22 protein-coding genes are annotated in these 21,696 nt (G+C 63.5%); 16 read left to right on the top strand and 6 right to left on the bottom strand.

Annotated features, from left to right (window positions below):
- Positions 1 to 216 precede the first annotated feature (216 nt).
- The 4 genes from minC (at position 217) to BHD07_RS16735 (ending at position 2,969) form a co-directional block, all read left to right on the top strand.
- Complete coding sequence (gene minC / locus BHD07_RS16750) at positions 217 to 966, top strand: septum site-determining protein MinC (RefSeq protein WP_324764599.1); 750 nt, start codon at positions 217 to 219, stop codon at positions 964 to 966.
- Positions 967 to 1,058: 92 nt separating this feature from the next.
- The gene (gene minD / locus BHD07_RS16745; protein ID WP_003526353.1) at positions 1,059 to 1,874 is read left to right on the top strand and encodes a septum site-determining protein MinD; all 816 of its coding nucleotides are present in this window, start codon (positions 1,059 to 1,061) and stop codon (positions 1,872 to 1,874) included.
- On the top strand, positions 1,871 to 2,134 hold the full coding sequence (minE, locus tag BHD07_RS16740) for a cell division topological specificity factor MinE (RefSeq protein WP_003526351.1): 264 nt from the start codon (positions 1,871 to 1,873) through the stop codon (positions 2,132 to 2,134). Before minD ends, minE begins: the two co-directional genes overlap by 4 nt.
- A 379-nt stretch (positions 2,135 to 2,513) precedes the next feature.
- Complete coding sequence (locus tag BHD07_RS16735) at positions 2,514 to 2,969, top strand: hypothetical protein (RefSeq protein ID WP_338281768.1); 456 nt, start codon at positions 2,514 to 2,516, stop codon at positions 2,967 to 2,969.
- Here the strand turns inward: BHD07_RS16735 and BHD07_RS16730 are convergent.
- A complete protein-coding gene (locus BHD07_RS16730) occupies positions 2,959 to 3,618 on the bottom strand; it encodes a response regulator (protein ID WP_102764556.1) in 660 nt (219 codons plus the stop codon). The two genes, BHD07_RS16735 and BHD07_RS16730, sit on opposite strands and share 11 nt — an antisense overlap.
- Positions 3,615 to 5,027 carry a sensor histidine kinase gene (locus BHD07_RS16725; protein ID WP_324764601.1) on the bottom strand — a complete coding sequence of 471 codons (1,413 nt, stop codon included), beginning with the start codon at positions 5,025 to 5,027 and terminating at the stop codon, positions 3,615 to 3,617. Before BHD07_RS16725 ends, BHD07_RS16730 begins: the two co-directional genes overlap by 4 nt.
- A gap of 275 nt (positions 5,028 to 5,302) precedes the next feature.
- On the opposite strand from BHD07_RS16725, the gene BHD07_RS16720 reads away from it, so the two are divergent.
- The 3 genes from BHD07_RS16720 (at position 5,303) to BHD07_RS16710 (ending at position 7,884) form a co-directional block, all read left to right on the top strand.
- Positions 5,303 to 6,061 carry a hypothetical protein gene (locus tag BHD07_RS16720; protein ID WP_324764602.1) on the top strand — a complete coding sequence of 253 codons (759 nt, stop codon included), beginning with the start codon at positions 5,303 to 5,305 and terminating at the stop codon, positions 6,059 to 6,061.
- A gap of 21 nt (positions 6,062 to 6,082) precedes the next feature.
- Positions 6,083 to 6,892, top strand: coding sequence for an EAL domain-containing protein (locus tag BHD07_RS16715; RefSeq protein WP_324764603.1), 810 nt, complete (start codon positions 6,083 to 6,085; stop codon positions 6,890 to 6,892).
- A 260-nt stretch (positions 6,893 to 7,152) separates the two neighbouring features.
- On the top strand, positions 7,153 to 7,884 hold the full coding sequence (locus tag BHD07_RS16710) for a L,D-transpeptidase (protein ID WP_100671433.1): 732 nt from the start codon (positions 7,153 to 7,155) through the stop codon (positions 7,882 to 7,884).
- 137 nt (positions 7,885 to 8,021) lie between these two features.
- On the opposite strand, the gene BHD07_RS16705 is transcribed toward BHD07_RS16710, so the two are convergent.
- A complete protein-coding gene (locus BHD07_RS16705) occupies positions 8,022 to 9,140 on the bottom strand; it encodes a hypothetical protein (protein WP_338281760.1) in 1,119 nt (372 codons plus the stop codon).
- Positions 9,137 to 9,871 (bottom strand): N5-glutamine methyltransferase family protein, encoded by a 735-nt coding sequence (locus BHD07_RS16700; RefSeq protein WP_275599355.1) that lies wholly within the window; start codon positions 9,869 to 9,871, stop codon positions 9,137 to 9,139. The genes BHD07_RS16705 and BHD07_RS16700 overlap by 4 nt, the downstream gene beginning before the upstream one ends.
- A 219-nt stretch (positions 9,872 to 10,090) precedes the next feature.
- Between BHD07_RS16700 and BHD07_RS16695 the strand changes: the two genes are divergently transcribed.
- Entirely contained in the window at positions 10,091 to 11,401 is a 1,311-nt protein-coding gene (locus BHD07_RS16695) for a lipopolysaccharide biosynthesis protein (RefSeq protein WP_338281758.1), read from the top strand.
- Positions 11,398 to 12,546 carry a GNAT family N-acetyltransferase gene (locus BHD07_RS16690; RefSeq protein ID WP_338281757.1) on the top strand — a complete coding sequence of 383 codons (1,149 nt, stop codon included), beginning with the start codon at positions 11,398 to 11,400 and terminating at the stop codon, positions 12,544 to 12,546. Before BHD07_RS16695 ends, BHD07_RS16690 begins: the two co-directional genes overlap by 4 nt.
- Before the next feature lie 163 nt (positions 12,547 to 12,709).
- Here the strand turns inward: BHD07_RS16690 and BHD07_RS16685 are convergent, their stop codons facing one another.
- A complete protein-coding gene (locus BHD07_RS16685) occupies positions 12,710 to 12,958 on the bottom strand; it encodes a FitA-like ribbon-helix-helix domain-containing protein (protein WP_275599352.1) in 249 nt (82 codons plus the stop codon).
- A 172-nt stretch (positions 12,959 to 13,130) separates the two neighbouring features.
- On the opposite strand from BHD07_RS16685, the gene BHD07_RS16680 reads away from it, so the two are divergent.
- Entirely contained in the window at positions 13,131 to 14,033 is a 903-nt protein-coding gene (locus BHD07_RS16680) for a dihydrodipicolinate synthase family protein (RefSeq protein WP_275599351.1), read from the top strand.
- Positions 14,034 to 14,085: 52 nt separating this feature from the next.
- On the opposite strand, the gene BHD07_RS16675 is transcribed toward BHD07_RS16680, so the two are convergent.
- Positions 14,086 to 14,742, bottom strand: a complete 657-nt coding sequence (locus BHD07_RS16675) for a LysE family translocator (RefSeq protein ID WP_275599350.1) — start codon at positions 14,740 to 14,742, stop codon at positions 14,086 to 14,088.
- A 202-nt stretch (positions 14,743 to 14,944) separates the two neighbouring features.
- Here BHD07_RS16675 and BHD07_RS16670 point away from each other — a divergent pair, with 202 nt between their 5' ends.
- The 6 genes from BHD07_RS16670 to BHD07_RS16645 all read left to right on the top strand — a co-directional run bounded on the left by BHD07_RS16670 (position 14,945) and on the right by BHD07_RS16645 (position 21,676).
- On the top strand, positions 14,945 to 16,561 hold the full coding sequence (locus tag BHD07_RS16670; RefSeq protein WP_338281755.1) for a GumC family protein: 1,617 nt from the start codon (positions 14,945 to 14,947) through the stop codon (positions 16,559 to 16,561).
- A gap of 12 nt (positions 16,562 to 16,573) precedes the next feature.
- The gene (locus tag BHD07_RS16665; protein ID WP_338281752.1) at positions 16,574 to 17,905 is read left to right on the top strand and encodes an O-antigen ligase family protein; all 1,332 of its coding nucleotides are present in this window, start codon (positions 16,574 to 16,576) and stop codon (positions 17,903 to 17,905) included.
- The gene (locus BHD07_RS16660; RefSeq protein ID WP_338281750.1) at positions 17,898 to 18,653 is read left to right on the top strand and encodes a polysaccharide deacetylase family protein; all 756 of its coding nucleotides are present in this window, start codon (positions 17,898 to 17,900) and stop codon (positions 18,651 to 18,653) included. The genes BHD07_RS16665 and BHD07_RS16660 overlap by 8 nt, the downstream gene beginning before the upstream one ends.
- Before the next feature lie 10 nt (positions 18,654 to 18,663).
- A complete protein-coding gene (locus tag BHD07_RS16655) occupies positions 18,664 to 19,893 on the top strand; it encodes a glycosyltransferase family 4 protein (RefSeq protein ID WP_338281748.1) in 1,230 nt (409 codons plus the stop codon).
- Positions 19,894 to 20,120: 227 nt separating this feature from the next.
- Positions 20,121 to 21,290 (top strand): glycosyltransferase family 4 protein, encoded by a 1,170-nt coding sequence (locus BHD07_RS16650; protein WP_338281746.1) that lies wholly within the window; start codon positions 20,121 to 20,123, stop codon positions 21,288 to 21,290.
- A complete protein-coding gene (locus tag BHD07_RS16645; RefSeq protein WP_100671459.1) occupies positions 21,287 to 21,676 on the top strand; it encodes a hypothetical protein in 390 nt (129 codons plus the stop codon). Before BHD07_RS16650 ends, BHD07_RS16645 begins: the two co-directional genes overlap by 4 nt.
- Positions 21,677 to 21,696: the final 20 nt, after the last annotated feature.

Below are 21,696 nucleotides of genomic sequence, written 5' to 3'. Positions count from 1 at the left end.
TTCGTCAGCCCTGTGCAAGCTCCCCTCGTCACCATGCTGCCTAGAACTGGTCGCCGGTTCCGTCGAGTCTCATCTTGGACAGACGGTCTCGCGCGTGACGGAAACTTCACGTCGTGCAGGGGCGAAACGGACCGAAGATCAGGCAAAGAAGGAGGCCCGGTTAACTGTTTGTTAACCATGGCTCGCCTACATCTTGGCAACCAAAAATTAACGAAGATGACCAAAGTGCTAACAGACGCTCGCTCGATCCGCATCAAGGGCCGCTCCTTCCTGGCGCTGGTGCTTTCCCCGGAACTGCCGCTCGACTGGTGGCTTGGCCGGCTCGATGACCTCGCTTCGCGTTCGGCGGGCTTCTTCCTGGGGCGCCCGGTGGTGCTCGATGTGGCAGATCTCGAGATCGACCGGAAACAGTTGAAGAGCCTGCTCGACGAGCTCGGCCAGCGCAATGTCAGGGTCATGGGGATCGAAGGCGGACGTCCCTCGCTTTTCGAGCCGGGGATGCCGCCTGCCATGAAGGGCGGTCGGCCGGCTCCCGATTTCGAAGTACCCGAGGCCGATCCGGCCGATCCGCCGAAGGCCGGCAAGGGAAAGGCCGCTGCGCCGATTACGTCGGAGGACGTTCAGCCGGTTCGGGCGACGGCATCGATCATCGTCCGGGAACCGGTTCGGTCCGGACAGTCGGTCATCTTCCCGGAAGGCGACGTGACGGTGGTTGGCTCCGTCGCATCCGGCGCGGAGATCGTCGCAGGAGGTTCAGTCCATATCTACGGGACGCTCCGAGGGCGGGCGCTGGCAGGCTCGGTCGGAAACGCGTCTGCGCGCATCTTCTGCCGCCGGCTCGAAGCGGAACTGCTGGCAATCGACGGCGTCTACAAGACGGCCGAGGACATGGCCCCCAATCTGCGCGGGCAGTCGGTCCAGCTGTGGCTGGAAGGCGATTCGATCATGGCAGAAAGACTGAACTGAGCCGGTCGCCGGCTGATTTATAGAATTAGAGCGGGGATGCGGGCGGAAACCGCTCACAGTTTTCCTCCCGCTCTGACAACAGGAGCGGGAAGATGGCGAAAGTAGTTGTAGTTACATCTGGAAAGGGCGGCGTCGGCAAGACGACGTCAACCGCCGCACTGGGTGCGGCGCTGGCGCAGCGCAACGAGAAAACGGTCGTCGTCGATTTTGACGTCGGGCTGCGCAATCTCGACCTCGTCATGGGCGCCGAGCGCCGGGTCGTCTACGACCTCGTCAACGTGATCCAGGGCGACGCGAAGCTGCCGCAGGCGCTGATCCGCGACAAACGGCTCGACACCCTCTTCCTGCTGCCGGCATCGCAGACCCGCGACAAGGACAGCCTGACCCCCGAGGGCGTCGAGCGGGTGATGGAAGAGCTCAAGAAACACTTCGACTGGATCATTTGCGACAGCCCGGCCGGGATTGAGCGCGGCGCGACGCTCGCGATGCGCCACGCCGACCTCGCCGTCATCGTCACCAATCCGGAAGTCTCATCGGTCCGCGACTCCGATCGCATCATCGGCCTGCTCGATGCCAAGACCGAAAGGGCAGAGCGCGGAGAGCGGGTCGAGAAGCACCTGCTGCTGACGCGCTACGACGCCGTCCGCGCCGAGCGCGGCGACATGCTCAAGGTCGATGACGTTCTCGAGATCCTGTCGATCCCGCTCATCGGAATCGTTCCCGAAAGCATGGACGTTCTCAAGGCTTCCAACCTCGGTGCCCCGGTGACGCTCGCCGACAGCAGCAGCGCTCCGGCACGCGCCTATCTGGATGCCGCGCGCCGCCTTGCGGGGGAAACGGTGCCGATGACCATTCCCGGCGAGAAGCGCGGCTTCCTGGGCAAGATATTCGGACGGAGGGCAGCATGAGCATTTTCCGTTTCTTCAGCAAGCAGACCTCGGCGCCGACGGCGCGCGAGCGCCTGCAGGTGCTGCTGGCGCATGAGCGGGCGTCGGTCGGCCAGTCGGACCTCGTTGCGGTGCTCCGGGAAGAAATTCTCGCGGTCATCGCCAAGCATGTCCAGGTCGACCGCGACAAGGTCAACGTCACGATGGAACGCGGCGAGCACGTCACCACGCTCGAAGTCGACATCGAGATACCGATGAAGGCGGGCGTGCGGGCGGCCTGAGCCGGCCGCAGCGGCACCATGGTCCGGCCAGGTTGCGCGAATGGCAACCGGATGGATATCTCTTCCTGCAGCCTCTCGTCCGGGAGGCTGCAGTACGGCTTTCGCCTGGCCACCGCGCCCCGTCGTCGGACTTTCGTCCGAATCACATCGGACGATCGTCCGACCGGCGAAAGCGAAACGTCTGAGACACCCCGATTGCAGTTGACGCACCGGTCAGGCCGTGACCAAAGATGGCGCAACAGCCGGCGAAAGCGAGTGTCGGGCTTTCCCGGTGGACTGTTGTCGGGTCGGCGGCGACGCCGACGATCGGTGATAGCGTCAAGGCATTCGCGAGACCGCGATCAGGCGCATCCCGGTAAAACTCTTCAGGAGGAGCGTGATGGTCACGCGTCGAAACTTTCTTGCAGCACTGTGCTGGGTTTCGGTCGGCCTTCCCATCGCCGTATCGCCTTACAAAATCGCGCTGTCGGGCTCAGGCATCGAACTGGAACCGCAATCCGCTCTCGCCAAGGGAGGTGGTAGCGGCGGCGGGCGCGGCGGTGGCGGCGGTGGCGGCGGCGGACGAGGCGGTGGCAACGGCGGCGGAAGAGGCGGTGGAAACGGGGGCGGCGGAAACGGTAAGGGCGGCGGCAATTCGAATTCCGGCCGGGCAAGCGGAAAAGCAACGACGTCCGTGGAAGGGGGCGGCTCCGTCTTGCGCGTACGTCACCGGGACGGCATCAGCGAGGTGATCGAAGGCGCCCGTTATATCATGAAGGATTCGCGCGGGCGCACTATTGTCAACCGGCGTGCAACGTCGGCCGACCGGAAACGGCTTCTGTCCTTCATTGACTGACAGGACGCCAGTCGAGCGCGTCGCGCAGTACCATGGCGGCCTCCGTCCGGTTGGCGACGTCAAGCTTCGCCATGATCTGCGTCATGTGATGTTTCACCGTTTTCTCGTGCAGATCGAGCTTCCGGGCAATCTGCTTGTTGCTCATTCCCGAGGCGACGAGGTGCAGGACCTCCTGTTCGCGCCGCGTCAGCTCGGCAACGAGGTTGGATTTGGCCGGTGCGGGATTGGCCAGCTGGCCCGTCAGCAGCTTGGCGGAAAGGGTGGGGGCGACATAGCTCTCGCCTGAGGCGACAGTGCGAATGACGTCCGCCAGCGCCCTCGCACCGATCCCCTTGAGAAGGTAACCTTTCGCGCCTTCCTTGAGAGCTGCAGCGACGTCGTCATTCGCCTCGGAAACGGTCAGCATGACGATCTTTTGTGAGGGCGCGACGCTCAGGATCGCCGGAATGGCGTTCAGCCCGCCGCCCGGCATGGAGATGTCGAGCAGCATCACATCAGGGTTGAAATTTTGCGCAATCGCGATCGCCTCGTCCCGCGACCCGCCTTCGGCGACGACCTCGAACCCGTCGATCTCCGACAGGCTCCGTGTCACACCCTCCCTGAACAAGGGGTGGTCATCGACCACGGCTACTCGAATTCCCGTCATCATGCCTGCTCCGTTTCCTCAAAACCGATCGACATCCGGACAATCGTGCCGGGTGCGTTGGGGTTGATCTCGAATGTTCCGCCGAGGCTCTCGACCCGGCCTTCAAGGCCCGCGAGGCCGAGGCTCGTCGGCCGTACGTCTTTGGGGTCGAAGCCCGGCCCGCCGTCTGCAACCTCGACGGTAACCTTGTCACCCTTCGTGCTCTGCGTCACGCGCTGCGCGATGCCGCCGCCGTGACGGTAGGCATTGTTAAGCGCTTCCTGCACGAAACGGTATATGCAGATCTTCGCCGATGCCGAAAGGCGCTCGGGCGGGTCGGTCATCGACAACTCCACGGTGGTTCCCGTTCGTTGTTCATGGGCGTGGACGCAGCGCTCCAGAATTTTCCTCAGGCCGGCGGTCTCTATCTGCGGCAGGACCAGCCCGCTGCACAGCGTTCTGATCTCGTTCATCGCCTCGTCGAGGCTGCCCTTGATGGCGGCGATCTCACGCTCGCGCAGTTCGGCGGGCGTCGTGGGGCTGACAAGCTTGTTGCTGTCCAGTCGCAGGGAAGCATAGGCCACGAGTTGCGCCGGCCCGTCATGCAGATCGGCGCCGATCCGCCGCAACAGGGTCTCGTTCAGCGCGGTCGCTCGCTGGGAGGCCTGGCGCAGGCGCCCGCGCAGTGTCTCGTTCTGCGCAAGCAGCGCCGAAAGCTCGTCGACGCGCTGCGCAAGCGCATGGCGCTGCTTCTCTATCGTTCTGCTGCCGCGCAGGACGATGGCCGAAAGGGCGATGAAGAAGGCGAGCGTGAAGCCGGCAACGGCGAGCCACGTGTGAAGCCTCGCCCGATTGAGGCTCTGCTCGAATTCGTCGGCAATCTCGTGGAATTCCGAGACGGCGACCACCTCGCCGGACCAGGGTTGGAGAAGGGGATTGTAGATCTCCAGGAGAGGACTGCTCGAAAGGCGCTCCGTCTCGCCGTCGGCCTCGTCGAGAGGCATGAAACGAGCGACCATGCCGCCGTCGAATGCCGCCGTCAGCTCCGGACCCAGCTCATACTTCTGACCGACCATGGCCTTGTCGCTCGAATAGAGAACCGTGCCGTCGGCACGCCAGAGGCGAAATGAAGCAAGCCGATCACCCAAAGCGCCCTGCCCAAGCGTTTCGTCAAGCGCCCGTGCCACCGAATCGTCGAGCACCTGCGTCGTTTGCATGTCGGGCAGGAGCGGCGCAATCACGCTATCGACATAGAGCGCCGTGGTGGCCGCGGAGTTGCGCGTCACGGCGTCCTCTATAAGGCTCGTCACGAAGGCGCCGACGACGAGCATCGCCGCGGCGGCTACAGAGCCACCGATAATGAGGAACTGCTTCGCCAGCGGCTGAGAGTTCCACCGTCTGATGAGGGCGTCGACGTGCACGAGAGATCTCACGATGGCCCGCTCAATTCGTCGCCGGCACTGCTGCGTTCTTTGCAACCGCCAAATTAGCATTTCCGGCCGGCCGGTCAACGCGCGCCATCCCTTACCCCTTGGTCATAGCGCATCTTGGGACTTTTGACGACCGAGCCCACGGACCTAAGTCCAATCAACCGGCGCATTGGTCCGGCGGCGGTGGAACCCGCACCAGTTGCACGCTATCGCTTAATCAATTGAAGCAGAAAATCGGCCGCAGCAACAACGGCCGCGACTTTCGATAGGAGGCCCTCATGCCTATTTCCAAATTCGTCGGACGAGGTCTTATTGCGCTGGCGCTCGCAGGCGCTCCCCTGGCGGGCCTTGCACCCGGCATGTCGGACATCGCATTCGCCAAGGGCGGCAATGGCAACGGTGGCGGCAATGGTGGCGGCGGCAACGGCAATGGCGGCGGCAATGGCGGGGGCCACGGCAATGGCGGCGGCCACGGCAAGAGCGGAAGCCACGGCAATAGCGGAAGCCACGCGAAGGCCCGATCCGATTCGGGCAGATCGGGCGGCGAGCGCGCGGGCACGCCGCGCTTCCTCCAGGACCTGTTCAAGCACGGCAGGAAGTCCGGAAAAGCGGCGCACGGCAAGTCCGGGAAGTCCGGTAAGGTAGTAAAGGCCAGGGTGACGGAAACGGCTGTCCCGACGCCGAAGCCCAAGAATCCGCAGGCCGAAACGGCAAAGCTGAGCTCGCTCGGCCGGAACTATCACGCCTACCTGAACTCGAACGATCCGCGAATGGCGGCAATCTCCGCCTATGCGATCGCCTATGCAGAGTTCGAGGCGGAGTTCGGCTCGGACGTCATCCCGACCGATCCGGCTCTCAGCGATGAAGCGCTGCGCGAGGCGATTGCAAGCTTCACGAATGGCGGCGAAGTGACGGATGCGACACTTGAGGACGTCAAGGAAACGCTTGGCGTCGGATCGTCCGTCGGGAAGATAGACGATATTCGTGAGCACCTTCTCGACACGACGCCCGATGAGGACGTCGTGATCGAAGACTGACCGAGCGAGGCGCGTCGCCGGATGGAACATCTGAGAAGATTCGACCGTGTCGTCGGCGCCGTGACCCAAGCGATGCGGGAGGGACGGATAGGCTTCTCGCTGCAACAGGTCAATGCGGTCGGCGATACGGGCGAGGTGCTCTATTCGGAATGCCTAGGCAGACTCGTAGAACGTGACGGAGCGGTCAGGACGAGCGAGGAATTCACGGCTTTTCTCGAAGCGTCGGGACGCGTTGCGTCATTCGATCGATACATGCTCGGTCTCGCATTCGAGTGGCTCGACTGCAATCCGTCAGGCGTGTTGGGTTGCGATATCTCGGCCGGGAACATTCTCGACGAGAACACTTGGTCGGAACTCTACGATCTGCTTTCGCGAAATCGGGAAATGGCCTCGCGCCTGGTTCTCGAGATAACGGAGTGCCTGCCGCTGGCCACCCTGCCGATGGCGGCGGAGTTCATTGAAGGCGCGCGCGAACTGGGCTACAGAATCGCCCTGGACAGTTTCGGAACGGGTCACTCGACGCCGGAATCGCTGTTGTCCATTCCCGTCGACATCGTGAAACTGGACGCATTCTTCATCGGCCGCGGCCAGGGCGGGGGCAAGGGGTTCCTCCATCATTTGGTGGGGCTCGCTTCCTGCGTTGCGCCGACGGTGGTCGTCGACGGCATCGAGACCTACGGACAGCTCGAAGCCGTCAAAAAGGCCGGCGCAACGCATGTGCAGGGCTTCCTTCTGTCCGAGCCGACGCTGTACCCGGTCTATTGCGGCCAGCCCGCGCCGCTGCCGGCCGCCATACGCAGATCTGCGGGATCGCGGCAGCTGCATTCCTAGGCACGATGCTTTCAGGTCGGGTCGGCTAGAAGCATAAACGTGATCAAATCCAGGAATAGAGCGGAATGCGGGCGGAAAACCGCACATACCTCATTCCTCCGGCTGGAGGGCTGCCGACTTCGTCACTTCTAAATCTCCGACGACCCTCCGCGCGATGCTTGCAGATATCGAACATGTGATTGGCCGTGAGTTTGGCAATCCAGGCGAGTCGGCTACACGTCTACACGCGACCCCCTTTTCTCTCTTCGTACCTGCTTGAGATGTTTAGCAAAATTCAATTACGACGACGCACGCTTCTTCTGGGAGCGATTTCCGCAACGGCAGCCGTCGCGGGGTGCTCGACCTCTGCGCCGCAAGCGCAGCGCGCCCCCGTGCCGCGTCTGGTGAGCCGCCCGATCGGGCTGGCGAGCGATGCCGAACTGGAAGCCAGATATGCTGCCGTCGAAGACGGCGGGCATTTCATTCCGGCAGTTCCCTATAGGGAGATGGATCCGAAATATTTGCGCCAGCGGGTGCCGGACCCCACCGGCGAACCGGCGGGGACGGTCGTCGTAGACACGCCCGGGCGGTTCCTCTACCTCATCGAGCCCGGCGGAACGGCGATGCGCTACGGCGTCGGAATTGGGCGCGAGGGCTTCGCCTGGCAGGGCGAAGGGATCATACACTGGCGCCAGCCCTGGCCCCGGTGGAAGCCTCCGGCCGATATGATCGCCCGCCGGCCGGAACTCGAAAAATACTCCGTCGAAAATGGCGGCATGGCCCCCGGCATAGACAATCCCTTGGGTGCCCGTGCGCTCTACATCTTCCAGAACGGGCAGGACACGCTGTACCGTCTGCACGGCACGCCGGAATGGAAATCGATCGGCAAGGCAGTTTCGTCAGGGTGCGTTCGGCTGGTGAACCAGGACGTCATCGATCTTTACAAGCGTGTACCCTATCACGCCCCGATCGTCGTCTATCAAAAGCCTCTCGCCGAGCAGCTTCAGGTCTAGGGCTGTTCAGATCCGGCATACCCGCCGCGGTTGTTTGATGATTTTAGGCCGACCCGGCCTGAAATCATCGTGGTTTAGAGCACTTCGAACGGCGCATTCCCGGACGCAAGACCACTCTGCGCCTTCTTGGAAGTGCTTTAGATCCGGTTGAACGTCCCGCCGATCAGCCGGCTCCAGTGTTCCCCCGCCAGCCCGTTGATGAACCCTCGTGCGTGACGGAAAGCGTCGACGAGTTCCTCCTCGCGGGAGTGGACGACGGTCGAGGCGGCATGGACGAAGCCGATACGGCGGCCCATCATGGCCTCAAGCAGCGCCGGCTGGGTTCGACCGCGAACCGCAGCGGCTCCGCGCGCGGCCGCGTGCTCTATCAGGCAGTCGAGGATCGGCCCGGCCTGTCCCGGCTGGGCGAGGACCTGGAGAACCCTGGCAGTTCCGCCGGGCTGCAGGTGGTAGAAAAACGCTCCGACGGGCGCACCACTTCGCGTTCTGACGGCCGCAAGCACCGGCTCGCCGAATTCCGGCTTCTTCTCCGCGTCTTCGAGGATATGGTCTAGCTGGCCCTCGGTCCAGGCCGGCTGCACGGCAAACTGCCTGGTCAAGGGGGCGAAGAGCTCGGCGAAGCCATGCCGGTCGATGTCGGTGACCTGCAGCCGTCCTTGGGTGGCGGCCTCGGGCACGCCCGACCAGCGCAGCTCGCCGCGTCGCAACTTTCCGCGATGGCGGCGATCGAATGCATGAGCCAGCGGCCGGAGTGCGCGGGCGGGACCGAACCGGCTCGCGACGAGATCGACGCCGAACGATGCCGGCCGGATGACGCGTATCCAGTCGAGGCTGTATTGCGGCAGCACGACTCCCCGCAGCTTCGTCCACATCTGCGTCGAAACTTCGCTCGCCGTTTCGCTGAAGGAAAGGTCCTGCGGTCCTGCAAGGAACGCTTTCAGCAGCCGCGCGCCGGCCATCGGATCGCTTTCGCGGCCGTCGACCATCAGCGAGCCGCAGATGGCGGCGCGCAATGCCCTGCCGCGATACGTCATGGCCAGAGTGTTCGCTCCGACGAAGCCGGAAATCCGGCCGTCATCGTTGCTATACACGAGCGGGCGTATTTCCGGGTCATTTCCCGGGGCATCGATATAGAGTTGCCGAAGATATTCGATGAACGCAGGCGGCGGCTCCTCCGCGCTGTTGCGGAAGACCTTCTGGAAGAGCCGCGCGACAGCCGGAATATCCTCGGCTGCGAGCGAACGGATGTCGCTCATCTGTCCGCCCCGTCAGCCGCGGCGGCTGCCGCTGCACCGCCCAGCCTGCGCGCCAGTGCGACTCGCGGCTTTCCGGCCGAGTCCTCGGCGAATGTCACTGCCTCATAGGCCTTCGTCCGGGCGAGAAGCGCCGTGGCCTGGCGATCCTGTCCCTCTCCGAACTCGAAGAGAAGCCAGCCGCCCGGCTTGAGGAAGGCGGCGGCTTCGCGGATCAGCCGCTGATGGATGGATATGCCGTAGGGCCCGCCGTCGAACGCCTCTCGCGGCTCGCTTGCGAGAAGATGCGCGCTGTCGCCTTCCAGGCGGGATGTCGAGATATAGGGCGGGTTGCAGACGATCATGTCGACGGCGCCCGCGAGGTCCTCTCCCGCGAGGGCCGCGAACAGGTCGCCCTGGCGGATGACGACGCGGTCTCCAAGCGAGAGGCGCTCGACATTGCGCCTCGCAAGCGCGACCGTGCTGTCGGTGAGGTCTGCAGCCCAGACACGCGCGAGCGGTACCTCCGCGGCGATCCCCAGAGCGAGATTCCCGGATCCGCAGCACATGTCGATCACGGTCGCCGGTCCGGCGCGCTCGATCAGGATCGCTGCGGCGTTCCGCCCGAGGAGTTCCGTCTCCTCCCTCGGCACAAGCACGTCCGGCGCCAGTTCGAGGTCGACGCCCATGAATCGTACGAGCCGTGGCGCGCGACCCTCGGTCCGGCCGTCAAGATGATTGTCGCCCTGCAGCACGAAGGCTCCTTCGGTTATCGGATGGGATGTCGGTCCGGCGCACACTAGCGCGTGCAGGTAAACGGAAGCTGAAATGCAGGGCGTCCGACAACACATGGCGCCACAATGCTTATGTTAACCGGCCAATCACTTATCCTCGCTAGTGTGCGCCTCAATCGGCGAGGGGGGCGTTTCGCAGCCCGGTGCCGGCCTTTAAGTCGATTTGTCAAGGCAGAACGGATGGTCTCGGAAGGTGTAACGGAACAGCGCGGTGACAGACCATTCCTGCCGATGGTCATGTCCTATCTCGCCTCCGGCGGCAGTCTGGTTCTCGGTTCTGCGGCGCAACTCCTTACCTTTGCCATCCTTGCCCGCTGGCTCGGCGTCCACGAGTTCGGCGTGTTCGTCGCAATTACTGCGGTCGCCAATATAGCCGTCCATCTCTGCGGGCTCGGGGCGATGGAATGCCTGGTGCGCCGGGTCGCGCGCGACCGCGCGATCTACCCGCAGATGCTCGGACACAATGTCATCCTGACGGTGGCGAGCGGGGCAGCCCTGGTCCTGTCGGGAGCGGTGGTCCTGCCGTTCTTCTTCACCCTTTCGCCGGATCCCGTGACGAACGTCGCCGTGATCACGCTGATGCTCGTCACCAATATCCTGCTGGTCCGGGTCATCGTGCTCACCGAGCAGATCTTTATCGCTCACACGGATTTTGCCTCCGCCAACAAGGTCGTCGTCGGTTTTGCGGCGGCGCGCACGGTTGCGGCGGCACTTGCCTGCATCGCCTTCGGCGTCACCAGCGTCGCATCCTGGGCGGTGTGGCAGTTTCTCTGCCATGTCCTCGTGGCGCTCTTGTGTATGCGGGCAATCCGGGGACTCGGTGCGCCGCGCTACCGCATCGTGCGGGAGGAACTCCCGCAAGGCCTTTACTTCAGCATTCCCTTCATCCTGCGTGCGCTGCGCCAGAATGCCGACCTGCTTGTCCTGAGCCTCGTCACCACCGCCGAGGTCGTCGCAAGCTACAGTGTCGCTCGCCGCATGCTGGAGAGCAGCTATCTTTCGGTGGAAGCGCTCAACCGGCTTATCTACCCGGGTTCGGCGAGGGCGACGGCGGCGGGGCTTCACCACGCCCTCCATCGGGTGCGCCGGGTGCTCGCTGCCGCAATCGTCATCAGCCTGGCTGCGGCCGTCACCGTTTTCGTTCTGGCGCCGGTCCTGCCCTACCTCTTCGGCAAGGACTATCTCTCGCTGGTCGGCTTCGTCAGAAGCCTCTGCTGGGTCGTGGTGCCGCTCGCGATGTGGTCCGTCGCGGTCGAGGCGCTCGGTGCCTCCGGCGCACACGCGGCCCGCGCGACCGTCATGGGGCTCGGCAGCATCGCCGGTGCCGGCCTTGCCGCATGGGCAAGCTGGTACGCCCCGCCGATGGGAACTTTCCTGTCCTTCTACGCAATCGAAATCGCGATGGTCGTCGCCTCCTGGAGCGTGTTCCTGCACTTCGTGCGGCGCGACCGCCGCCAGGCTGCGCTCACTCTTGGAGCGGGCGCCATATGACGATGGAGGCGAATGAACTACGCGTATCCGAGAGCGTGCCGGCCGATGCAGGGCAGCGCCGCGGTACGCGGCCCATGGCGCGCGACGACGTTGCGGCGGTCGGGCGGCTTTTCAACAGGATTTTCCGAAGGCACGATCAGGCATCCGACGATGACCTCGGACGGTATCTCGAGACCGTCTTCTTCGGCAGCCCTCACTATTCTCCGGAACTCGGCAGCGTCGTGCACGAGAGCGGTGCAAACGGCATAGACAGCGCCATACTCTCGGTGCCGATGGCGTTCATGGTCAATGGCCGCCCGACCATGGCCCGCCTTCTCTGTGCCTTCATGGCGGATGGCAAGGCCGGGGCCGTTGGAGCGGCGCGTCTTGCGCGCACCATGCGGGCGGCTCGCCAGGACATGTGCTTCTCCGACAATGCGTCGCCGGTCAGCGCCGACCATTGGGTTGCGGGAGGCGGCATCGTCCTGCCGATCCAGAGCCTCGAATGGCAGCGCTCGTTTCTGCCGTTGACCGCGGCGGCGATCCTTGCGGGCCGTCACTTCCCAATCGCGCGCTCGCGTGTTCTCGTCGGCGTCCTCCGGCCGATTGACCGTGCACTGCGCCGGTTGCGGCCCTCCATGCGGCCGAAGGCCGAGGGCGAATGCAGGAGCGAGGCAGCGGGCGTCGAGGAGTTCCTCCAATGCGCGAGCCCGATGCTGGAACGCTTTGCGATCCGCCCGGTCTGGTCGCCAGCCGAATTCGACTGGCTCGTGCGCGTCGCTTCGATGAACCGCAACCTCGGGACGCTCCAGTGCAGGAAAGTCGTTCTGCCGGACGGTCGCACGATTGGCGCCTTTCTTTTCTTCGGCAAGCAGGATGCCGCGGCCACGGTGCTCAATCTCGTCTGCGAGGAGGGGCGTGAGCGCGACGTCGCCGCGGCGATGTTCGCGCAGCTCGATGCGGAAGGCTATGCCGTGGCGGTCGGCATGGCTCAGCCGTTCCTGATGAACGCTATCTCGCGCCAGCGATGGCTGTCATTCCGGCACCGCGGCTACTTCTGCATGGTGACCCGCCATGCGGACCTCAAGGAAGCGGCAGAGCGCAACGGCATCTATATCGGCGGCCTCGCCTCGGAGACCTGGAGCCGGCTGCTGACGGATTTTTAGCCCGGTTGAAATTTCAAGGCCGATGATCCCAGGGATTGATGATAGTTACACCGGTGTCGGCGAGATCCGCGACGTTACGGGTTGCCACGGAGGCGAGCCAGCCTCTACCGCGACGGAGAGGGTGGCTGCCAACAGCTCCGACGGCACATTGGTATCGAGATAATCACTCGGAGAAATCCGGTGCGTAGCGGATGGGCTCGCGCTGCGGAAGGTCAAGCATGACGCCTGCGAGCGGCGCCATTCGGATGCGGATTACTGTAGCGAGATTGGCCGGTCGGTATTCGGTAGTCGAAAGCGCGGCGCGAAGGATGTCCCGCGCTTCGTCCTCCATCGAACGCCCATGCTCGGCGGCGCGAATGCGCAGGCGCTTCTTGAGCCCGTCATCGAGGTTGCGGATCGTCACGTTCGCCATGCGGCTTCCTTTCTTCATTGATGGCAATTTATCGTTGACTGCAGCGGGCGGCAACACGCCTACGAGTGACCCGGAGCCGGCTGCCGACGGATTTTTGGTTGCATGTCTTGCCGGCGATCATTCGCGGTTATATGAGCGAGGCCTGTTCTGACGCAGTCGATGGGAAATGACGATGGCACCTGCGGCTTTATTTGATGGCCTGTCAGCGTTCCCGCCCACACCCGCCGATGTGGGCGGCAAGGTTTCGGAAGAGGCGCTGTCGCGACTGCTCGAGCGTATCCGACTAGCACGCGCGGACTCGATTGGATTGCTCGGCAGCACAGGGGCTTACGCATTTCTCTCGCGCGGTGAACGGCGACGGGCAGTGGAGATCGCTGTCGAATGCGTGGGAGGCAAAGTTCCCCTCATCGTCGGCGTCGGCGCACTCAGGACCGACGAGGCTCAGGCGCTCGCGCGCGACGCGAAAGAAGCCGGGGCAGATGGACTTCTCCTGGCTCCCGTATCCTACACGCCTCTGACTGAGGAGGAAGTTTATCAGCATTTCGTTGCCGTTGCCGGCGTTTCCGACTTGCCGCTCTGCATCTACAATAATCCGGGCACGACCAGGTTCGTTTTCAGCGAGGAACTGATCACACGGCTCTCGCAGGTGCCGAATATTGCCGCAGTGAAGATGCCGTTGCCTGCCGACGGAGATTTCGCGGGTGAGATCGCTCGACTCCGTGCGAACACGTCTGCAGCTTTTGCTATCGGCTATAGCGGCGATTGGGGCGCAGCAGGTGCGCTCCTGTCCGGTGCTGATGCGTGGTTCAGTGTCGCGGGCGGGCTTTTGCCCGTGGCTGCAACAAAACTCACTCGGGCGGCGAAAGGGGGCGATCGTGCGGAAGCGCATCGGATCGACACCGCATTTCAACCCTTATGGGCACTATTCAAGGAGTTCGGCAGTTTCCGCGTGATGTACGCTATCGGGAGCATCCTCGGACTGTTTCAGGCATTGCCCCCGCGGCCGATTTTGCCGCTTGGACCTCGTGACAATGTACGGGTAGAGGAAGCTGTTCAGAAACTGATCGACTTCTAAGAGTGCTCTTGAGGAATTACGCTTTACCCGGAAGTGCTCCAGCCGGTCCTGATCATCGGTGAAGGGCGGGCGCGACTGGAGAAAGCAGCAACCGTATGCCAAGCGCGATCATGATGCTGCCCGCAATGCGCTGCTGCCACGCCACAAAGGCACTGCTGTGCGACAACCAATTGCTGAATGTGCCTGAGGTGAGGGCCACCGCACCAAGGACCAGCAGCCCGGTGGCTTTCATCGTAACTCCGAGGATGAAGAATTGCAGGGCCGGCGATCCGGCGGACGGTGCCACGAACTGCGGAAGGATCGCGAGCATAAAGGAAAGCGACGTCGGATTCGTCAGATTGCAGATCACACCCTGCCTGAAGGGGGCGAGAAGCGATGGAGACGTGGTGCGGCCCGGCGCTTCGCGCAGGAAGGTCTTACTGCTCGTCGTCAAGAAACGCACCCCGACATAAATCAGATAGGCCGCTCCGATAAATTGCATGGCCTTGTAGAGGAGCGGCGAGGACGCCACGACCGTGGCAAGGCCCATGGCAAGCAAGGGTATCTGGACGAAGCCCGCCGCGACGCATCCGATAGCGGTTGCAAGCGCAGCCCGTCGGCCCTGGCCGATGCCGCGGCTGATGACAAGCATCATGTCCGGGCCGACTCCGGACAATTGATAGGCAAGCACGGCGCCCAGAAACGCGGCATAGCTGGTCAGGTCGGGCATTCTACAGAAACTGTGGAAGCAGGTCGAAGTTCCCCAGCGGAAACGAACCAGTGCCCGTAGAGGAGCATTGGCCTGCCCAAAAGGTTACCGTCCGAACAGTTCCGCTTAACCGAATATTCACCCTGCAGGCCCTAAATCCGCATGGGGAATTGCTTATACGGCAATAAGCACCTTGGTGGCTCCGAGGGGATGGGGAAAACGGATGTATCGGCGCAGCGAGCCCGAGGGACTGGGATTACGCCTTGAAAGGCCACATCAGCGCCTTCGCGCGGGCGGAGGGTCGTTGCTCGACCTCGTGCCCGCGGTAACGGAAGAGGCCGCCGCTCGCGAAGAGGCCCCCGCGGAGGCAGAGGATGGCGCCTCCGCCCGCGTGGTTGATATTCCCGGTCCCGCCCACCAGGCGCGCGCTCTTGAGGAGCAGCCGTCCTCCGTCGCGGATTTCTTCCCGCAAATCCACCTCCTGGGCAGCATCGGGGTCAATGACCTCATCGCGTGGCTACGCAACGGCGCCCGCTGGATCGTGCTTGCGCTCGTCCTCTCGGTTGCCGCCGCCTTTGCCTATGCCGTGGCGGCGACGCCGCGTTACACGGTCTATACCGATCTCGTGGTGGACCCTTCCAATCTCAACGTCGTCAGCGACGACGTCTTTACGACCAATCCTCAGCGCGACGCGCAGTTGCTGGAGGTCGAGAGCAAGCTCCGGATCCTGACCTCGCGCAACGTCCTCCAACGCGTCATCGACGAGTTGCGGCTTGCGGACGATCCCGAATTCGTCAGGCCGACAATCCTCGACTGGATGAAGACGCTCATTGCGCCGCGGGACGCCAAGGTGGACAAGGAGCTGGCGGCCATGCGCGCTCTGTCCGAGAGGGTCGAGGCGCGCCGGGAGGAACGTTCCTTCGTCGTGATCCTGAAGGTGTGGAGCGAAGAACCGGCCAAGGCAATCGCCCTTTCGGACGCGATCGTCGAGGCATTCGAGGCGGAACTCTTTCAGTCGGCCGCCGAGAGCGCCGGCCGCGTGGCGCAGAACCTGAACGAGCGACTCGACGAGCTGCGGCGCAACGTCACCGAAGCGGAGAAGAGGGTCGAGGATTTCCGGCGTGAGAACGGCCTGCAATCCACCAATGGCGAGCTCGTCAGCAACCAGCTTTCGAGTGAGCTCAACACCCAGGTTCTCGACGGTCAGCAGCGTTTCATCCAGGCGGAAACGCGTTACAGGCAGATGAGTGCGGCCGTTGCCGAGGGCCAGACCGCCAGCGCCTCGGTGTTCGAGTCGGCAAACATGACCAATCTGCGCCAGCAGTATAATGCCTTGCAGCAGCAGATCGGCTCCATGCAGCTCACTTATGGCGAGCGGCATCCGCGGCTCGTTGCCGCGCGCTCGGAGCGCACGGCGCTGGAAGCGGCGATGAAGGATGAAGCCCGCCGCATTCTGGAGCGCGCGAAGGCCGACTTCGACCGGGAGCAAAAGGCGCTCGATGCGCTCCGCGGCAAGGCGGATGACGAAAAATCGAACGTCTTCACCGATAACCAGGCCCAGGTGCAGCTTCGTGACCTCGAACGCGACGCGCGCAGCAAGGCGGCGATCTACGAAACCCATCTGGCACGCGCGCAGCAGATCACCGAACGCCAGCAGATCGACACCACGAATATTCGCGTCATCTCGCGGGCCCTGCCGCCCAATGCGCGAAGCTGGCCCCCGCGTACCTTGATCCTGCTGATCGGCGGCGCCGTCCTGGGTCTCGCAATCGGCATCGCCGCGGCACTTGCCCTCGGCCTCTGGAAATTCCTTCGCGGCAAGACCCACGTGGCTGCCTGAGGAGCCCGGGAGATGGATCGCGCGGGCTACGGAGAGGTCGAGCCGACGAATGCGGTAAGGGCGCGTGTCGGTACCGTGCTGTTCATGGCGATCTTCGGGTTCTTCTGGATCTCCATCAATCCATTCGTGGATCTGACGGGCGAGGCGGTGCTGGACCCTTCCGCCGGCAATTCCAACCGGCTGAACCAGATCATCTCGCTCCTGCTTTTCACCGGAATGCTGGGCTACGGCCTGGTCCACCCTTTGCGGCAAACGATCCTGCAGCCGCGCGCGCTGCTGGCGATTCTTCTTTCCTGGTTCATCTTTGTTTCGCTGTTGTCGGCGCATCCGATGCTCGGCATCAAGGGTGCGATCCTCGCGTTGATGGTTACCGTCAATGCCAGCGTCTACCTGTTGTTGCCCGCTTCGGAACGCCACTTCGCCAAGATGCTCGGCATCGGCATCCTCATCATGCTCGCGGTCGCCTACTACGGCATCGTCTTCAAGCCGTTGCTCGCGATCCATCAGGCGTCAGAACTGCGCGAGCCGATGAATGCCGGCCTGTGGCGCGGCCACTTTCCCCACAAGAACAGCGCCGCGGCTGCCATGGTGATCGCAGCCTTCATCGGCCTTTACGTCATGAACGTTTGGTCGAGGTTTGCCGGGATCGTCATCGTCGCGCTGTCCTTCGTCTTCCTCGTCAATACCGGGGGTAAGACGTCGACCGCGATGCTGCCGGCCATTCTGCTGCTCGCGCTCATATTCGAGAAGGTGCGCTTTCTCCGCCTCCCGATTGCCGTCGGCGGCGTCGGTCTTTTCAATCTCTTCGCGGTGGGCTCCGCCGTCTTCTCCCCGCTCGGCGAATTCATCAGCGGGCTCGGCATCGATGCGACCTTTACCAATCGCGCCGATATCTGGCGTTTCGCCTTCGGCGCGCTCGCCGAACAGCCTCTCACGGGCTATGGCTTCAAGGCCTTCTGGCAGACGGAAGAACTGGTCTATAGCGGCGGCTCGGTCGAGACCTGGGCCGTCGCTGCCGCCAACGGTCACAATTCCTATCTCGACATTGCCCTGATGACGGGCTTCCCGGGCCTCGCCCTGACCCTGATCTGGATCCTTTTCCTGCCGCTTCGAAAGATCGCCCGCATCGCTCCGGAGCGCGTGCATTCGCATCTGACGAGGCTGTTCGTCCGCATATGGCTCTACACGATCTTCAACGCCGGCCTCGAAAGTCTCTTCTTCGAGGGCGGGAGCCTTCTGTGGTTCACATTCATGGTCGCGCTCTATGGACTGTCGTTGCAGTCGAGCGCGGAACTGGCGGCTGCTCCTGCACGCGTTCGTCAGGGGAGGGTAGCGCATGCTTGAGAAACTGAGCGGGCTCGGTCCGCTCGTCGACAGGCTGGCTAACCGGGCGATCTGGAAGCTGGCGGGAGCCCGGCGCCGGTTGGAGGCGGAGGTTCCGCTCGTCTCCTTCACCTTCGACGATGTCCCTGACAGCGCACTTGGCGCGGGCGCAGCCATCCTCGAGAAGTATGGAGTCCGCGGCACCTTCTATATTGCGGGCGGGCTAGCCGGGCAGGTGGAGCCGGATCGAAGGCTGATCACGCCCGAAGGGTGCAGCGAGTTGCTCGCCCGCGGACACGAAATCGGCTGCCACACCTTCGCCCACCGAAGATTGCGTGACATTGCCGGCCTTGGCACCGATCTCGACCGCAATGCCGAGTACCTGAAGCAGGTCGGCGTTTCTCCGGCTGCATCGAATTTTGCCTTCCCCTACAACGCTGCCTGGCCGTTGGCACGGGCCGAGCTCCGCCGCCGCTACCGAACGTGCCGGGCAGGGGGCGAGGACATCAACCGCGGTGCCGTCGACCCGATGATGCTCAAGGGCGTCGAGATACGCCAGCCGGAGGATAGGGCGCGCGCGCTGACGCGCTGGATAGACGATGTCGCCGAGCGTCCCGGCTGGCTGATCTTCTTCACTCACGACATTGCCGCGCAGCCCACGAACTACGGCTGCACACCCGATACCTTCGATCATCTGGTCCGCTACGCCGCCGAAAAGGGATGCTGCATCCTGCCCGTCGACAGCGCCGCTGACCGGATCGGCTGGTAAGGAGGTTCTGGTGACCGGGAAGCGCCTTCTTGCGATCAACAACTATTTCTACCGCCGCGGCGGAGCGGAGGCGGTCTTCTTCGACCATATGAGCATGTTCGGCGAGATCGGCTGGGACATCGTTCCATTCGCCATGCAGCATGATCTCAACGAATCCTCGCCCTGGTCGGATTATTTCGTCTCGGAGATAGAATACGGCCGCCGAACCGGTCTCCTGCGGAAGGCTGTCCAGGCGGCGAGCGTCATCTATTCGCTCGAGGCGCAGCGCAATCTCGGCCGGCTCATAGAACGCGCCCGCCCTTCGGTCGCCCACGCGCACAATGTCTATCATCACCTGTCGCCGGCGATCTTCTCGACCCTGAAAGCCGCCGGCATTCCGGTGGTGATGACGGTCCACGACCTGAAGCTCGCCTGCCCCTCCTACAAGATGCTTCGGGACGGCAGGGTATGCGAGGACTGTCGCGGCGGCAGGGTCTACAATGTCCTGCGTCATCGCTGCGTGAAGGGTTCGGCCCCTCTGAGCGCGGTGGTGCTCGCGGAAACGGTGCTGCACCGCTTGCTCGGGCTCTACCGCGACAAGGTGGACCGGCTGGTCGTGCCAAGCCGCTTCTATCTGGAAAAGCTCGCCGAATGGGGCTGGCCGCGCGAGAAGATGGTTCATATCGCCAATTTCGTCGATGTCACGGCTCTTTCCGGTGCTTGGCAGGAGGGCGATTATTTCGCCTTTGCCGGCCGGTTGGCGCCGGAAAAGGGCCTCACGACCCTGATCAAAGCGGCGGCTTTGTCGAACCAGCGGCTGGTCATCGCCGGCACCGGTCCGGAGGAGCAAACACTTCGCCGCCTCGCGGCCGAGCTCAAGGCGGACGTGACTTTCGCCGGCTATCTCTCGGGCGAGAAGCTGCACAAGTTGATCGGCGAGTCCCGCGCGCTCGTGCTGCCGTCGGAATGGTACGAAAACGCGCCGATCAGCGTGCTCGAAACCTACGCGCTTCGGCGCCCGGTGATCGGCGCGGCGATCGGCGGCATTCCGGAAATGGTCAGGGAAGGCGAGACCGGTCTGCTTGCGGCTCCGGGGGACGCCGGGGACCTCGCCAGAGCCCTGTGCGAAATGGCGGCACTTTCGCCGACGGAACGCGCCCGCATGGGGGCGGCCGCCCGGTCCTGGGTCGCGAGCGAATTCTCCGCCGCCGCCTACCGCGAGAGGACGCTCGAGCTTTATGGGGCGATCGGCGTGGCCTGAGGCTTCTCCTCCGATCCTCATTCCTGTGACGAGCACATTCGCAACGCTCGCCCATCACCGTCTGATTTTCGGTCAGACCTCTACGAATCTAATGACCGTCTTACCGGGATGGTAAGTCTTCTGCTCGTAAAAGATGCGAATTGGGTTATCGCTGGGGCGCAACAACCATGAGCAGAAGATCGGGGGTTTCCCGAGATCGACCTTCGGCAGGGCCGGATGCGTCGGCAATGCCGGGCGGGGCAACCGCGAGCATGCCTGCAAGCGCTTATCGTGCACTGACGATAGAGCGCCGCCGCGTGATGATGCTCGGGCTTCGTGGCATTCCGAACGTTCAGGGCGGCGTCGAAAAGCACGTGGAGATGCTCGTAGGCAGGCTGGTCGCGCATGGTTGGGATGTCGAGGTCGTCGGACGCCGGCGCTATCTTCCGGGCCGCGCGCCGCATTCCTGGAACGGAATTCGCGTCACTCCCCTCTGGTCTCCACGTATGATGGCACTCGAGGCCATCGTCCATACCTTCCTCGGTGTATGCTATGCGGCGCTGCGGCGCCCGGATATCCTGCACATCCACGCCGTCGGCCCGGCGCTCCTGGTACCGCTCGCCCGGCTGATGCGCCTGAACGTCGTCGTGACCCACCACGGCTACGACTACGACCGACAGAAATGGGGGGCTTTCGCCAGGAGGATGTTGCGAGCGGGTGAACGCATGGGAATGCGGCTCGCGCAAGGCCGCATCGCAATCTCCAGGGATATCGCCGATACGATGGGCGAACGCTATCGCGTACCGGTGTCTTTGGTACCGAATGGCGTCACCGTTTCGCGCCCCAGCGGCGAAACCGGCATTCTCGGCGAATTCCGTCTGTTGCGACGGCGCTATATCCTGCTTGCGGCGCGGCTTGTTCCGGAGAAGCGGCAGATCGATCTCATCCAGGCATATGCAAAACTCGAAAATAGCGGATTCGATCTCGTGCTTGCGGGCGGTGCGGAATTCGCGGGCGCCTACGAAGAGGAAGTACGGGCGCTGGCCAGCCGCGTGCCGGGCGTCGTCCTGACGGGGTTCCAGACTGGCGATCGCCTGGCGGAACTCTTCGCCAATGCGGCGCTCTTCGTGCTGCCGTCGAGCCATGAAGGCATGCCGATCGCGCTTCTGGAGGCGATGGCCCATGGTCTTCCGGTTCTGGCAAGCGACATCGTTGCCAACCGGCAGCTCGGCCTGCCCGCCGACGATTATTTTCCGCTGGGGAACGTCGACGCGCTTTCGTCTGCCATCGCCAAAAAGATCGCCAATCCCCCCGACGAACAAGAGGTGCTCGCGCAGACCGAGCGCGTCGAAACTGTCTATAGCTGGTCGAGCGTGGCACTGAAGACGCTCGACGTCTACCGGGCGGTGACGAAATGAATGTCAGGCGCATCGCATCGGTACTTGCGTGGCTGCTTCTTGGCGTCATTGCCTATTCGACACTTTCTCCGCTCGACCTGCGCCCGCACATGGGCAGCTCGGTGCAGCTTGAACGGTTCGGAGCATTCGGGCTGACGGGTCTCATGTTCGCGATCGCCTATCCCCGGCACGTGCTTGCCGTTCTGGCGGCTATGCTCGCGGCGGCAATCGGGCTCGAACTCACGCAGATGCTCGCCGCCGACCGCCATGCAAGGTTGATCGACCTTTCGGTCAAAATGGCGGGGGCGGGCTGCGGTGTCGGCGCCGGCTGGCTGCTCGTCCGCCTTTGGCACCGGTTTCAGCCGAAAATCGCGGGCATGAACCAAAGCGCAAACCACCGCGGATAGACCTTCGCCGCGCGATTTTG

It is taken from the genome of Sinorhizobium sp. KGO-5 (genome assembly GCF_036245905.1).
Taxonomy (GTDB): Bacteria; Pseudomonadota; Alphaproteobacteria; order Rhizobiales; family Rhizobiaceae; genus Sinorhizobium; species Sinorhizobium meliloti_A.
This window is presented reverse-complemented; position numbering and strand designations above follow the sequence as displayed.